The following is a 12,966-nucleotide window of genomic DNA, read 5'->3' on the forward strand; positions in this document are numbered from 1 at the left end:
GCGGATTGTACGTAAAAAAGCCGGGATCGCGAACGATCCCGGCTCGTCTTGTCGTCACGCCGGCAGGCGATCAGGACATGTGCTGGCCGCCGTTGATGGCGATGTTGGCGCCGGTAACGAAAGCAGCTTCATCGGACGACAGGTAGGCCACCAGGCCCGCCACTTCTTCCGGTTTGCCCAGGCGGCCCATCGGGATTTGCGGCACGATCTTGGTTTCCAGCACTTCGGTCGGGATTTCCATGACCATCTTGGTGCCGATATAGCCTGGCGAGATGGTGTTGACGGTGACGCCCTTGCGCGCCACTTCCAGCGCCAGCGCCTTGGTGAAGCCATGCATGCCGGCCTTGGCGGCCGAATAGTTGGTCTGGCCGAAGGCGCCCTTCTGGCCGTTGACCGACGAGATATTGATGATACGGCCCCAGCCGCGTTCCACCATGCCATCGCACACCGGCTTGGTCATATTGAACACGGAGTCCAGGTTGGTGGCCATGACGGCGTCCCAGTTCGGCTTGTCCATCTTCTTGAAGGTCATGTCGCGGGTGATGCCGGCGTTGTTGACCAGCACGTCGATCGGACCGATTTCCTTCTCGATGGCGGCGATGCATGCCTGGGCCGAATCGTAGTCGGCCACGTCGCATGGATAGGCGCGGAAGTTGAAGCCCTGGTCGCGGGTGGTCGCCAGCCATTGCTCGACCTTGGCGTTACCGGGCGAATACGTGGTGACCACGCAATAACCAAGCGCCGACAACTTGAAACACACTGCTTCGCCCAAACCGCCCATACCGCCAGTAACCAATGCAACTCGTGCCATGTTTTGTCCCCTCGTTAAGTGACTTGAAAAACAGACCGCCGCGCACGGCGGACGGTCCGGGTCTATCGTTTTATTGTCGTTACGCGCGTTCGATGGCCAGCGCCACGCCCATGCCGCCGCCGATGCACAGCGACGCCAGGCCCTTCTTGGCATCGCGACGGATCATTTCGTGGATCAAGGTGACCAGGATGCGCGCGCCGGAAGCGCCGATCGGGTGGCCGATGGCGATGGCGCCGCCATTGACGTTGATCTTGCTGGTATCCCAGCCCATTTCCTTGTTGACGGCCACGGCCTGGGCGGCAAATGCTTCGTTGATTTCCAGCAGGTCGAGGTCGTCCGGGGTCCAGCCGGCCTTTTTCAGGCACAGGCGGGTGGCGCTGACCGGACCCATGCCCATGAAGGCTGGGTCCAGGCCCGACGAGGCGTACGCCTTGATCTTGGCCAGCACCGGCAGGCCCAGTTCCTTCGCTTGCGTGGCGGACATCATGATCACGGCGGCAGCGCCGTCGTTCAGGCCCGAGGCGTTACCGGCGGTAACAGTGCCTTCCTTGTTGAAGGCAGGACGCAGGCCGGCCAGGCCTTCAATAGTCGAGCCTGGCTTGATGTATTCGTCGGTGTCGAAGACGATGCTGCCTTTTTTCTGGACAATTTCCAGCGGCAGGATTTCATCCTTGAACTTGCCTTCTTTTTGAGCAGCTTCGGCTTTCAGCTGCGATTGCAGTGCGAACTCGTCCTGTTCGGTACGCGAAATCTCGTATTTCTTGGCGACGTTTTCGGCAGTAACGCCCATGTGGTACTGGTTGTACACGTCCCACAGGCCATCGACGATCATGGTGTCGACCATCTTGATGTCGCCCATGCGGAAGCCGTCGCGCGAACCTGGCATCGCGTGCGGCGAGGCGCTCATGTTTTCCTGGCCGCCGGCGATGACGATTTGTGCGTCGCCGCATTTAATCGCCTGGGCTGCCAGGTGGGTGGCTTTCAAGCCGCTGCCGCACACGTGGTTGATGGTGAAACCGGGGATGGTGTTAGGCAGGCCCGACTTGATGACGGCCTGGCGCGCCGGGTTCTGGCCGACGCCGGCGGTAAGCACCTGGCCCAGGATCGCTTCGCTGACCAGGTTGGGATCGATGCCGGTCTTGGCCAGCAAACCCTTGATGACGTGTGCGCCCAGCTCGGACGCCGGAGTCTTGGCGAGCGCGCCGCCGAATTTGCCCACACCAGTACGGCCAGCGGCCACGATTACTACATCATCCATGTGATTCTCCAAAGCGCCGGTACAAGACCGGCATGGTTAGCAAAAGCGAACTTCGATCAACTTGATCATACGCCTGCCACGCCGGGGGCGTGGCGGCTTTCGATGCTGCGTTGCCGCGAAAACTCCTGTGCAGAAACTCGCGCCTGCGCAAGGTTTGGCCATGTCAACCGTCATCATCAATCGGGAACTTATCGTAAGCGCGGCAATTCTCCGTGCCTTTGATCTGGCTCAAGTCCCCACCATACATTTTGAATAAGACATATCTATTTGTCACGACAATAATTTGATACCGTCCAGCGTGGCGGCGCACTGCTCGCGTATCACTTTCACGAAGTCGAGCACGTACGCCTTGTGCTGCTGCGCCGGCGGCACCGACACGAACAGGTCGCTCCACAAGCCCTGCTCGCCCACCGGCCGGGCGATCACGTAGTCGTAATCGACGTAGTTCTTGATGGCCCAGTTGGGCAGCGCGGCGATGCCGCGCCGGCTGGCCACCAGTTGCAGCACCGCCACCGTCAGTTCGGCAGTGCGGCGCTCGAACTGGATGTTTTCCGGCAGCAGTACTTCCCGGATCAGGTCGATACGGGCTGCCGGCACCGGGTACGTGATCAGGGTTTCGCCCGTAAAGTCGGCAGCGTGGAGGCGGCGCTGGGAAGCGAGCCGGTGCTTCTGCGCCATCACCACCAGGATCTCGAAGCGGAACAGGGGAAACGTCGCGAAGTCCGGACCGTACGGCGAACCGATCACCAGGTCGGCGGCGCCGGTGCGCAGCAACTCGGCCGGTTCGCTGTGGAAACCCGACACCAGGTCGATCTCGACGTCGGGCCAGCGCTTGCGGAACTCGTCCATGACCGGCATCAGCCAGTCGAAGCAAGTATGGCATTCGAGCACCACGCGCAGCTGGCCAGTATCGCCCTGTGTCAGGCGCGCCACTTCGCGCTCGGCGGTTTCGATTTCGGGCAGCAGCAGGTCGGCCAGCTTGAGCAGCCGGGCGCCGGTGGCGGTAAACCCGATCGGCACCGATTTGCGCTCAAACAGCGGGCCGCCGTAGCGATCTTCCAGCAACTTGATTTGATGGGACAGCGCCGACTGGGTCAGGTTGAGCAACTGGGCGGCGCGCACCAGGCTGCCGGCCGAGCGCAAGGCGCTCAGCGTACGAAGGTGGCGTATCTCTAACATGCATTAATCTTTTTCATGTGAACCTGAGAAATCTTTCATTTGGATTGTAGATCGAATGCCGCAAACTGTATCGCATCGATATGAAATCCTTATGACAAACCCCACGAGCACCGGAAAAACATTCATCCAGCCACCCCTCGCGCGGCGCCGCATTTTTGCACGCGTTCAGCCGTGCGCGCCTCCCCATTGCGGGTTTTCCACAGTAGAATGCCAGCACCTGCGCATGCGCGCGCGGTTGCAACCTACTCATACTGTCGCCCATGTCCAAGAGCCTGTTTCAAAAGCCGATCGAAATCAAGATTTCCACTGTTGTTGCGGTCTCCGCCATCCTCACCACGGCGGACGTTTCCGCGCTCGATGCGGCACTGGCCAAGATGACCGGCGGCAGCGCCGACTTTTTCGAAGACGACCTGACCGTGATCGACATTGCCGCCTTGCCAGCCGGCACGGCCATCGACTGGAAGGCCATCATCGCGGTGCTGGCCAGGTATCGTTTGAAGCCGGTGGCCGTGCGCAATGCGCCCGCCGCCATGGCCGCCGAGATCGCCGCGCACGGCCTGAGCCTGGAAACGGCCAGCAAGCCGCGCGAAGAAGAAGCTGCCAGCGCACCCCGCGCCGCGCCGAAGCCGGCGCCCGCACCAGCCCGGGCGTCGCCCACTATTTCCAGCACCGCCGAACCGCTGCCCAACGGCCAGCAAGTGATGATCATCGACACCCCGGTACGCGCCGGCCAGCGCATTTATGCGCGCGGCTGCGACCTGATCGTGACCGCCGTGGTCAACAACGGCGCCGAGATCATTGCCGACGGCAGCATTCACGTCTACAACACGCTCAACGGCCGCGCGCTGGCCGGGGCGTCCGGCAATGCCGACGCCCGTATCTTTGCTTTGAACATGTCGCCGGAACTGGTGTCCATCGCCGGCGTGTACCGTACTTTTGAAGACGGCTTCCCGGCCGAATTTGCACGCTCCCCCGCGCAAATACGTTTAATGGGTGACCGAATCGATATACTATCTGTCAATTCTGCAACCCGCGCCTGAGTGGCCGCCGTTCCTCTTTCTGTAAAGGATTATCTGTGGCAAGAATCATAGTTGTAACGTCCGGTAAGGGCGGTGTCGGTAAGACGACCACGAGCGCCAGTTTTTCCACTGGCCTGGCCATGCGCGGCCACAAGACTGCAGTGATCGACTTCGACGTCGGGCTGCGCAATCTCGACCTGATCATGGGTTGCGAACGCCGCGTGGTGTACGACCTGATCAATGTGATCAACAAGGAAGCCACGCTGAACCAGGCCCTGATCAAGGACAAGCACTGCGACAACCTGTTCATCCTGCCCGCTTCGCAAACGCGCGACAAGGATGCCTTGTCGGAAGAAGGCGTGGAAGTGGTGTTGAACGAACTGGTCAACATGGGCTTCGAGTACATCATCTGCGATTCGCCGGCCGGTATCGAGCACGGCGCGCTGATGGCGCTCACCTTTGCCGACGAAGCGATCATCGTTACCAACCCGGAAGTGTCGTCGGTGCGCGATTCGGACCGCATCCTCGGCATCCTGCAAGCCAAGTCGCGCCGCGCCCAGAGTGGCGGCGAGCCGGTCAAGGAACACCTGTTGATCACCCGCTACTCACCGAAACGCGTGGAAGCGGACGAAATGCTGTCGCACGAAGATGTGAAGGAAATCCTGCGCATCTCGCTGATCGGCATCATTCCGGAATCGGAGTCGGTACTGCATGCATCGAACCAGGGCAACCCGGCGATTCATTTCAAAGGTACCGATGTGGCGCAAGCCTACGAGGACGTGGTCGCGCGCTTCCTCGGCGAAGAACGTCCCCTGCGCTTCGTCAACTACGAAAAACCGGGCTTCCTGCAGCGACTTTTCGGGAGTAAGTGACCATGGCTCTGCTTTCTTTCCTGTTCCCGCAAAAGCAGAAAACTGCGACGGCGGCCAAGGAGCGGCTGCAAATCATCATCGCCCGCGAGCGCAACGGCCGCACCGGGCCGGACTTTCTGCCCGCGCTGCATAAAGAGCTGATCGACGTGATTTCGAAGTACACCAAGGTCAACGCCGACGACATCAAGATTTCGCTCGACCGCCAGGGCAACCTGGAAGTGCTCGACGTCAACGTGGTGCTGCCGGACGCTTAAACCGCAGGCTGGGACGGCACCTCGGCCTGCCCTTCGGGGTGGGCCGGATAGGCCGAGTTTACCGGGTTGGCTATCCCTGCCAGCTGCAGTTCCCGCGCCACGGCCACGCACGCTTCCACGTGCTGGTAGCCGATCTGGCGAAACGCAAAAAACCCGATTCCCGCCGACGCCAGCTGGCCCGCCAGCGGCACCAGCTTGCCGGCCTGCTTGGCCGCTGTTTTGACGCCGATGCGGCGCAGCACGTGCATGACCACCTCGCGCGTGACTACCTTGCCCACCAACATGCTGCCGATGCCCACCGCCGCCTGGTACGCGATCATGCGGAAGCGCGGGTGCATGCGCTCGATCTGCTCTTCGGACAGGCCGAAGTGGCGGTTGATGTCTTCGATCAGGTTGGCGAACAGGCGCATGTCCGAGATGATGTCGAGCCCCGGAATCGGCACCGCCGCCACGCCGGCCGAGACCATGGCACGGCGTCGCACCAGTTGCCGGCAACGGTCGCGCACGGCGTCGAGATCGCGCACCGTGCCGGGTACCAATGTCCAATTTGTGTCTTTTTTCAAACCCATTCTGGCCCCCGGAAGAGAAACTGAAGATTCTTTCCAAAATTCAACTTCTTCATTGAATTCACAGTTTTTAAAGTGTACCGTGTATTGGAAAGCCAGCAGTACACGATAGGAGCACGTCACTTTCTTGGCAATAGTTGTTGTTCCATGGAAAATAATCTCTGCTAATTTAGGGAGCAATTGTAAATCTCTGGTATATTGCCTGGTGTCAACTCTTTAACAATTATTTCCCACGGGCAGCAGTATGAGAATCGCTGTACTTGATAACGACCGCAGCCAGGCCGACCTGATATGCCAGGTGCTGACCTCCGCCGGTCACATTTGCCATAGCTTCCAGACCGGGAAGGATGTCCTGGCGCAGGTCCGCAAGGACAGTTACGACATGCTCATCCTCGACTGGCAGGTGGTCGACATGACCGGTGCCGAGGTCATGCGTCGCGTGCGTGAAAAGCTGCCCGACACCGCGCCGGTGCTGTTTCTCACCACCAGTTCCGGCGAGGACGACATCGTTGCCGGCCTCGGTGCAGGCGCCGACGACTACATGATCAAGCCGCTGCGCCGCAGTGAAATGGTGGCGCGCGTGCAGGCGCTGCTGCGGCGCGCCTACCCGGCCCAGAACGGCGCCGAGCAGTTGCAGTTCGGTCAGTATGTATTCGAGACCCGCCCCGGTCGCTTGCTGATGGATGGCATCGTGCTCGATGTCACCCATAAGGAGTTCTACCTGGCACTGTTATTTTTCCGCAACATCGGCCGTCCGCTGTCGCGCGCCTACATCCACGAAGCGGTGTGGATACGCGAGACCGCCGTGCCGTCGCGCACCATGGACACCCACGTCTCGCGGGTACGCAACAAGTTGCAATTGAAGCCAGAAAACGGCTTCCGGCTGGTGCCGGTGTACAGCTACGGTTACCGCCTGGAAAAGCTGGGCGCCTGAAATGTGAACCGCTGGTTGCCCTCCCACTGCTCTCTCCTTAAGCAGTCACCCCGGCAGCAGTAGGGACATCGCGCTATAATGTCCGCTAATTCATGACACTGGCCCCGCCCGGAACCGAAATGCAGCTGCTTGCCGTCGGCCTCAACCACCATACCGCCCCTGTCTCGCTGCGCGAGCAGCTGGCGTTCGCCCCCGAGCAACTGGGCCAGGCGGTGGTGGCGGCGCGCTCGTGGTTCGAACGCATCGACCATCGCGGCGCCGACGAGGCAGCCATCCTGTCCACCTGCAACCGCACCGAGCTTTACGCGGCCAGCCAGGTACCCGATCCGCTCGACGCCGGCGCCCATTTCCTTGCCGATTTTCACAAGCTCAACTACGCCGACCTGCGCCCGCACCTGTACATGCTGCCGCAGCACGACGCCGTGCGCCACACGTTCCGCGTGGCGTCCGGGCTCGATTCGATGGTGCTGGGCGAAACGCAAATCCTCGGCCAGATCAAGGACGCGATCCGCACCGCCGACGAAGCCGGCGGCCTCGGCACCTATCTGCACCAGCTGTTCCAGCGTAGTTTTTCGGTGGCCAAGGAAGTGCGCAGCACCACCGAGATCGGCGCCCACAGTGTGTCGATGGCGGCCGCTGCCGTGCGCCTGTCGCAGCGCATCTTCGACAAGATCTCCGAGCAGAACGTGCTGTTCATCGGCGCCGGCGAAATGATCGAATTGTGCGCCACGCATTTTGCCGCGCAAAACCCGCGCAGCATCACCATCGCCAACCGCACGCTGGAACGCGGCGAAGCGCTGGCCCACCGCTTTGGCGGCCGCGCCATGCGCCTGGCCGAGTTGCAGGACAAGCTGCACCAGTTCGACATCGTCATCTCGTGCACCGCCTCGTCGCTGCCGCTGATCGGCCTTGGCATGGTCGAGCGGGCCATCAAGGCGCGCCGTCACAAGCCGATGTTCATGGTCGATCTGGCCGTGCCGCGCGATATCGAACCCGAAGTGGCGCGCCTGAACGACGCGTTTTTGTACACCGTGGACGACCTCGGCAAGGTGGTGCAGGCCGGCATGGAAAACCGCCAGGCCGCCGTCGCCCAAGCCGAAGCCATCATCGAGACCCGGGTGCAGTCGTTCATGCACTGGATCGACGACCGCGCCGTGGTGCCGGTCATCCAGAGCCTGCACGAGAACGGCGAGGCGCTGCGCCAGCTCGAACTCGACCGCGCGCGCAAGATGCTGGCCAAGGGCGAAGATATCGACGCAGTGCTGGAAGCGCTGTCGCGCGGCCTCACTGCCAAGTTCATGCATGGCCCGCAGCAGGCGCTGCACCGCGCCCAGGGCGAAGAACGCGCCCACCTGGCACAGTTGCTGCCACAGCTATTCCGCGGCCGTCGTTAGCGCCCCTCCCCTGCCATGCTGCCGCGTCGATCGATGCGGCCTCCGTTATACCTCTCACAGAAATACGCTATGAAACCATCCATGCTGGCCAAGCTCGACCAACTGGCGAACCGCCTGGTCGAACTCGATGAATTGCTGATGTCCGAAGGCGCCACCGCCAATATGGACGCCTACCGCAAGATGACGCGCGAACACGCCGAACTCGGCCCGCTGGTCGCGCTGTATAAATCCTACCAGGACGCGCAAGGCGACCTGGTGGCGGCGCAAGACATGTTATCGGACCCGGAAATGAAGGAGTTCGCCCAGGACGAGATCGAGGCAGCCAGGGAGCGCCTGGCCGAGCTGGAGCTGGAACTGCAAAAAATGCTGCTGCCGAAGGATGCCAACGACGAGCGCAACATCTTCCTGGAAATTCGCGCCGGCACCGGCGGCGACGAATCGGCGCTGTTTGCCGGCGACCTGCTGCGCATGTACACGCGCTTTGCCGAGCGCAACCGCTGGCAAGTCGAGGTGGTGTCGGAATCGGCGTCGGACCTCGGCGGCTACCGCGAAGTGATCGTGCGCCTGGTGGGCAACAGCGTATACTCGAAACTGAAATTCGAATCGGGCGGCCACCGCGTGCAGCGGGTGCCCGCCACCGAGACGCAAGGCCGCATCCACACGTCGGCCTGCACGGTGGCAGTGATGCCCGAGGCCGACGAGGTCGAGGACGTCCACATCAACCCGGCCGACCTGCGCATCGACACCTTCCGCGCGTCGGGCGCTGGCGGCCAGCACATCAACAAGACCGATTCGGCCGTGCGCCTGACCCACCTGCCCACCGGCATCGTGGTCGAGTGCCAGGACGACCGCTCGCAGCACAAGAACAAGGCGCAGGCGATGAAGGTGCTCGCGGCCCGCATCAAGGACGTGCAGTTGCGCGAACAGCAGTCGAAGGAAGCGGCCACCCGCAAGAGCCTGATCGGCTCGGGCGACCGCAGCGAACGGATCCGCACGTATAACTATCCGCAAGGCCGCATGACCGACCACCGCATCAACCTGACCTTGTACAAGCTCGACTTCATCATGGATGGCGATTTGACCGAATTGACCAATGCGCTGGCGGCCGAGCACCAGGCCGAGTTGCTGGCGGCGCTGGGCGACTGAGCTTAAGAAGCCGCTAAGGCCAAACCAGCAACTTTGTGCGAAAATCCACGATTGTCGCCCATCGTCCATTGTCCAACCTGACCGGAACCACCATGCACCAATCACGCTCCCTGCTGTTGTCCATCGCCGTCGCCAGCTTCGGCCTGATCGGCGTTGCCCTGTATCTCCAGCATGGGCTTGACCTGCTGCCCTGCCCGTTGTGCGTGATCCAGCGCTACCTGTTCCTGGCGATCGGTATCGCTGCCCTGGTCGGCGCGTACATCCCCAAGCCGAAGCTTGGCGCCGGCGTGGCCTTGCTGGCCGCACTGGGCGGCCTGTACACCGCCGGCAAGCATTTGTACGTGCTGGCCAATCCGGGCCTGTCGTGCGGCATCGACCCGGTGGAAACTTTTCTGAACAAAATCCCCACTGCCACGTACTTGCCGTTCCTGTTCAAGGCTGACGGCCTGTGCGAGGACGCTACCGCGCCGTGGTTCGGCCTGTCGATTCCGCAGTGGGCATTCCTGTGGTTCGCGCTGTTTACCATTGCGCTGGCGTGGGCGCTGATCCGCCGCAGCCGCGCATGATCGCAGCGGTCACCGACCTCGTTGCCGGCGTGACCGTCGGCGCCCTGCAACGGCAGGCGCTGCTCGATGCGCTCGACTGGCGCGTGCTGCTGTGCCATGCACTCAACACCACGCGCGTCGGTTTGATCACCGGCTCCGAGCGCGCCTTGACGCCCGACGAAGCGCAGCGCTTCGGCGACCTGGTGCAGCGGCGCCTGGCCGGCGAACCGGTGGCCTACCTGGTGGGCCAGCGCGAATTTTTCGGCCTGCCGTTCGACGTGTCAGGCGCGGTGCTGATCCCGCGCCCCGATACCGAGCTGCTGGTGGAGTTGACGCTCGCCCGTCTGCCGCAAGGCGGCCGGGTGCTCGACATGGGTACCGGCAGCGGCGCGATTGCGGTATCGCTGGCACACACGCGGCGCGATGCCGACGTCACCGCGCTCGATGTCAGCGCCGACGCGCTGGCAGTCGCCCGCCGCAATGCCGACGCCAACGGCGTGCGCGTGACGTTCCTGCACAGCGACTGGTTCGCGGCGCTGGCCGATACACCGCCGTTCGACATCATCGCCTCCAACCCGCCATACATCGCCAGCGGCGACCGCCACCTGTCCGAAGGCGATTTGCGCTACGAGCCGGTCGGTGCGCTGACCGATCACGCGGACGGCCTCTCGGCGTTGCGCATCCTGGTCGCCGGCGCCCCGGCGCACCTGGCGCAGCAAGGCTGGCTGCTGATGGAACACGGCTACGACCAGGCCGACGCCGTGCGCGCATTGCTGGCCAGCGCCGGCTATACCGACGTCCAGAGCTGGCGCGACATCGCCGACATCGAACGGGTCAGCGGCGGCCGCCGGCCGCTGTAGTTTTTATTTCCCCAGCAGGCGACGCGCGGCAGCGAGCAACTGCTGCGCCGGCGCCGGCTTGAACAATACCACCTCGAAATCTTCCGGCCGCGCGGGCGGGCGCAGCGCGTGCAGCAGGCGCGGCGCGGTTTGATACCGATACCCATGGGCACCATCTGCTGCGGCTGCTGGGGCGGCGGCGGCGGCAGCGGCCGCAGCTGTGCCTGTGCCTGTGCCTGTGCCTGTGCCTGTGCCTGTGCCTGTGCTGGCGTTGGCATCGGCTTCGGCATCGGCTTCGGCTTCGGCTTCGGCTTCGGCATCGGCTTCGGCTTCGGCATCGGCATCGGCGCACACGACCAGCGCAGGTGGAATACCGTCCAGTTCCTGGACGTCGTAGCACAGCGTGAAGCCGGCGCTGTCGAACACTTCGGTCAGGTAATCGCGCATGGCGTCGTGCGGCTCGAGCACCAGCACGGTGAGGCCGTCGCCGAACGGCGTCGGCAATGCGTCGCGCGCCGTAAAGGGACTTGGCGGCGTGGCCTGGTCTTCGTCTGCCGGCGCAGCGGTGAAGGTGAAGCGCAGCGCTGTGCCGGCCTGCTGCAAGCGCCCGCCCATGGCGCGTACCAGGTGCGCCGCCAGCACCAGGCCCGGCGCAAGATCATCGCGCTCCAGCGTGGCGCGCACGTCGGTCCACGCGACGCCCATCACCGCCCCGTCCTCTGCACCTGTGCCGACGTCATTACGACTCCAGTGGCCGCTACCGCTGTCGCTATCGCCAGCGTCGCCGTTTCCATCACCGGTGTGGAAAGCCAGCGCCAGCATGCCATCTGCCGCTGCGGCAACGTCCAGCACCAGCGGCGCACCGGAGTGCCCCGCCATGCGTTCCAGCACCTGCGCCAGCAGGCGCGCATCGAGCATGGCCAGGCCCGGCAGCGACTGCGGTTGGTAGCGTACGCCGTGGGCTTGCAGCAGCGCGTGCAGATACGTCGGCGCCGGCGCCAGTTCGGGCGCTGCCACTTCGTACCGGGCGCACGCGTGCAGGTCGCCGAGCCAGGCCAGGTGGCGGCGCGCGAGATGGGCGATATCGTCCAGGCCATCACCGTGGGCGCGCGCGGCGATCTGCGCCAGCGGTGCGCGCAGGTCATGGTTCAGGCGCGCCAGCAGGCGTAACCGTTCCTGCGCCAGCAGCAGCGCGGCTGCGGCTGCGGCTGCGGCTGCGGCCGCGTCAGCACTAGCATCGGCACCAGCATCGGCAGCAGAGCCCGGGGTCATGAATGGCCGACCGCCTGCCGCACCGACTGCCGGTAGGCGGTGGGCGTGGCGTCGGCGTGTTCACGGAAGGCGGTGGCGAAATTGGCGGCGCTGCGAAAGCCGATCTGCTCGGCGATCTGCTGCACGCTCATGTCGGTATCGACCAGCAGCTGGCGCCCGCGCATCATGCGCGCCTCGGCCAGGTAGGCAAACACGGTGATGCCGGCCTGCTGGCGGAACGCCTGCGACAGCCGCTTTTCGTACGTGCCCAGCGCGCGCGCGATGCCGGCCAGCGTAAGCGGCGCGGCCAGGTTGTCGTCGATCAGGCGCATGGCGGCGTCGGTCATGACGGCGTCGGGATGCGGATGAAAATGGATGTCGGGATGAACCGGGGTTGCCTGGGGCGTCGGCGCCGGCGCCGGTCCGGCGATGACGGCCGCCGCTGCCACCACGGCAGCGGCGGCGGCGGCGCGCACGCCCGCCAGCTCGAGGTGGATGCGCACGCGCGCAAACACCTCGGCCGGGTGATAGGGTTTGGTGATGAAATCGACGCCGCCCATGGCCAGGCCGGCCACCCGTTCGTCGGGGTCGTCGAGGGCGCTCAGGAACAGCACCGGGATGTCGCGCGTAACCGGGTCGGCCTTGAGCAGGCGGCACGCGGCAAAGCCGTCCACCACCGGCATGCGCACGTCGAGCAGGATCAGGTCGGGCGGTTGGGCCAGCGCGCTCTGGTAGCCGGCAGCGCCGTCGGCCGCGCTGCGCACGTGGTAGAACTGGCGCCGCAGCAGGTCGGTGAGCACACGCAGTTCCTCCCGTTCGTCATCGACGATCAGGATACTCGGCCGTACTTTTTCAGAGCTGTTGACGGATAAGATGGCGCGCTCCCACTGGGGAATAC

14 protein-coding genes are annotated in these 12,966 nt (G+C 63.7%); 8 read left to right on the forward strand and 6 right to left on the reverse strand.

Translation table 11 applies throughout. From position 1 onward, the window contains the following. Positions 1–70 precede the first annotated feature (70 nt). The 3 genes from phbB to SR858_RS25735 form a co-directional block, all read right to left on the reverse strand. Positions 71–811 carry an acetoacetyl-CoA reductase gene (gene phbB, locus SR858_RS25725; protein ID WP_026637658.1) on the reverse strand — a complete coding sequence of 247 codons (741 nt, stop codon included), beginning with the start codon at positions 809–811 and terminating at the stop codon, positions 71–73. 79 nt (positions 812–890) lie between these two features. Continuing rightward, complete coding sequence (locus tag SR858_RS25730) at positions 891–2,069, reverse strand: acetyl-CoA C-acetyltransferase (protein WP_019923964.1); 1,179 nt, start codon at positions 2,067–2,069, stop codon at positions 891–893. A 270-nt stretch (positions 2,070–2,339) separates the two neighbouring features. Beyond that, positions 2,340–3,248 carry a LysR family transcriptional regulator gene (locus SR858_RS25735; RefSeq protein ID WP_026637659.1) on the reverse strand — a complete coding sequence of 303 codons (909 nt, stop codon included), beginning with the start codon at positions 3,246–3,248 and terminating at the stop codon, positions 2,340–2,342. A 260-nt stretch (positions 3,249–3,508) separates the two neighbouring features. Here SR858_RS25735 and minC point away from each other — a divergent pair, with 260 nt between their 5' ends. From minC to minE, 3 genes are read left to right on the forward strand one after another with little or no spacing between them, the layout of a single operon-like run. Next, the gene (gene minC / locus SR858_RS25740) at positions 3,509–4,288 is read left to right on the forward strand and encodes a septum site-determining protein MinC (protein ID WP_019923966.1); all 780 of its coding nucleotides are present in this window, start codon (positions 3,509–3,511) and stop codon (positions 4,286–4,288) included. A 35-nt stretch (positions 4,289–4,323) separates the two neighbouring features. Beyond that, positions 4,324–5,139: a septum site-determining protein MinD gene (minD, locus tag SR858_RS25745; protein WP_026637660.1), complete on the forward strand. Its 816-nt coding sequence runs from the start codon at positions 4,324–4,326 to the stop codon at positions 5,137–5,139. A 2-nt stretch (positions 5,140–5,141) separates the two neighbouring features. Further along, the gene (gene minE, locus SR858_RS25750; protein WP_026637661.1) at positions 5,142–5,393 is read left to right on the forward strand and encodes a cell division topological specificity factor MinE; all 252 of its coding nucleotides are present in this window, start codon (positions 5,142–5,144) and stop codon (positions 5,391–5,393) included. On the opposite strand, the gene SR858_RS25755 is transcribed toward minE, so the two are convergent. Then, the gene (locus tag SR858_RS25755; RefSeq protein WP_040378103.1) at positions 5,390–5,962 is read right to left on the reverse strand and encodes a hypothetical protein; all 573 of its coding nucleotides are present in this window, start codon (positions 5,960–5,962) and stop codon (positions 5,390–5,392) included. The two genes, minE and SR858_RS25755, sit on opposite strands and share 4 nt — an antisense overlap. Before the next feature lie 241 nt (positions 5,963–6,203). On the opposite strand from SR858_RS25755, the gene SR858_RS25760 reads away from it, so the two are divergent. The 5 genes from SR858_RS25760 to prmC all read left to right on the forward strand — a co-directional run bounded on the left by SR858_RS25760 (position 6,204) and on the right by prmC (position 10,838). Beyond that, positions 6,204–6,893, forward strand: coding sequence for a response regulator transcription factor (locus tag SR858_RS25760; RefSeq protein WP_019923970.1), 690 nt, complete (start codon positions 6,204–6,206; stop codon positions 6,891–6,893). Between the two features lie 119 nt (positions 6,894–7,012). Next, a complete protein-coding gene (hemA, locus tag SR858_RS25765; protein ID WP_019923971.1) occupies positions 7,013–8,287 on the forward strand; it encodes a glutamyl-tRNA reductase in 1,275 nt (424 codons plus the stop codon). Positions 8,288–8,356: 69 nt separating this feature from the next. Continuing rightward, positions 8,357–9,433 (forward strand): peptide chain release factor 1, encoded by a 1,077-nt coding sequence (gene prfA / locus SR858_RS25770; protein ID WP_040378104.1) that lies wholly within the window; start codon positions 8,357–8,359, stop codon positions 9,431–9,433. A 92-nt stretch (positions 9,434–9,525) separates the two neighbouring features. Further along, positions 9,526–9,999 carry a disulfide bond formation protein B gene (locus tag SR858_RS25775; RefSeq protein WP_019923973.1) on the forward strand — a complete coding sequence of 158 codons (474 nt, stop codon included), beginning with the start codon at positions 9,526–9,528 and terminating at the stop codon, positions 9,997–9,999. Further along, positions 9,996–10,838, forward strand: a complete 843-nt coding sequence (prmC, locus tag SR858_RS25780) for a peptide chain release factor N(5)-glutamine methyltransferase (RefSeq protein WP_026637662.1) — start codon at positions 9,996–9,998, stop codon at positions 10,836–10,838. Before SR858_RS25775 ends, prmC begins: the two co-directional genes overlap by 4 nt. 3 nt (positions 10,839–10,841) lie before the next feature. Here prmC and SR858_RS25785 read toward each other — a convergent pair whose 3' ends face one another. After that, complete coding sequence (locus tag SR858_RS25785) at positions 10,842–12,089, reverse strand: ATP-binding protein (RefSeq protein WP_019923975.1); 1,248 nt, start codon at positions 12,087–12,089, stop codon at positions 10,842–10,844. Continuing rightward, positions 12,086–12,964 (reverse strand): response regulator transcription factor, encoded by an 879-nt coding sequence (locus tag SR858_RS25790; RefSeq protein ID WP_322534636.1) that lies wholly within the window; start codon positions 12,962–12,964, stop codon positions 12,086–12,088. The genes SR858_RS25785 and SR858_RS25790 overlap by 4 nt, the downstream gene beginning before the upstream one ends. Between the last annotated feature and the right edge of the window lie 2 nt (positions 12,965–12,966).

This window comes from Duganella zoogloeoides, assembly GCF_034479515.1.
GTDB classification, from domain to species: domain Bacteria; phylum Pseudomonadota; class Gammaproteobacteria; order Burkholderiales; family Burkholderiaceae_D; genus Rugamonas; species Rugamonas zoogloeoides.

Excerpts from the sequence above, each read along its gene's own strand:
- phbB (WP_026637658.1), bottom strand. The coding sequence starts at position 811 with ATGGCACGAGTTGCATTGGTTACTGGCGGTATGGGCGGTTTGGGCGAA.
- SR858_RS25730 (WP_019923964.1), bottom strand. The coding sequence starts at position 2,069 with ATGGATGATGTAGTAATCGTGGCCGCTGGCCGTACTGGTGTGGGCAAA.
- SR858_RS25735 (WP_026637659.1), bottom strand. The coding sequence starts at position 3,248 with ATGTTAGAGATACGCCACCTTCGTACGCTGAGCGCCTTGCGCTCGGCC.
- minC (WP_019923966.1), top strand. The coding sequence starts at position 3,509 with ATGTCCAAGAGCCTGTTTCAAAAGCCGATCGAAATCAAGATTTCCACT.
- minE (WP_026637661.1), top strand. The coding sequence starts at position 5,142 with ATGGCTCTGCTTTCTTTCCTGTTCCCGCAAAAGCAGAAAACTGCGACG.
- SR858_RS25755 (WP_040378103.1), bottom strand. The coding sequence starts at position 5,962 with ATGGGTTTGAAAAAAGACACAAATTGGACATTGGTACCCGGCACGGTG.
- SR858_RS25760 (WP_019923970.1), top strand. The coding sequence starts at position 6,204 with ATGAGAATCGCTGTACTTGATAACGACCGCAGCCAGGCCGACCTGATA.
- hemA (WP_019923971.1), top strand. The coding sequence starts at position 7,013 with ATGCAGCTGCTTGCCGTCGGCCTCAACCACCATACCGCCCCTGTCTCG.
- prfA (WP_040378104.1), top strand. The coding sequence starts at position 8,357 with ATGAAACCATCCATGCTGGCCAAGCTCGACCAACTGGCGAACCGCCTG.
- SR858_RS25775 (WP_019923973.1), top strand. The coding sequence starts at position 9,526 with ATGCACCAATCACGCTCCCTGCTGTTGTCCATCGCCGTCGCCAGCTTC.
- prmC (WP_026637662.1), top strand. The coding sequence starts at position 9,996 with ATGATCGCAGCGGTCACCGACCTCGTTGCCGGCGTGACCGTCGGCGCC.
- SR858_RS25785 (WP_019923975.1), bottom strand. The coding sequence starts at position 12,089 with ATGACCCCGGGCTCTGCTGCCGATGCTGGTGCCGATGCTAGTGCTGAC.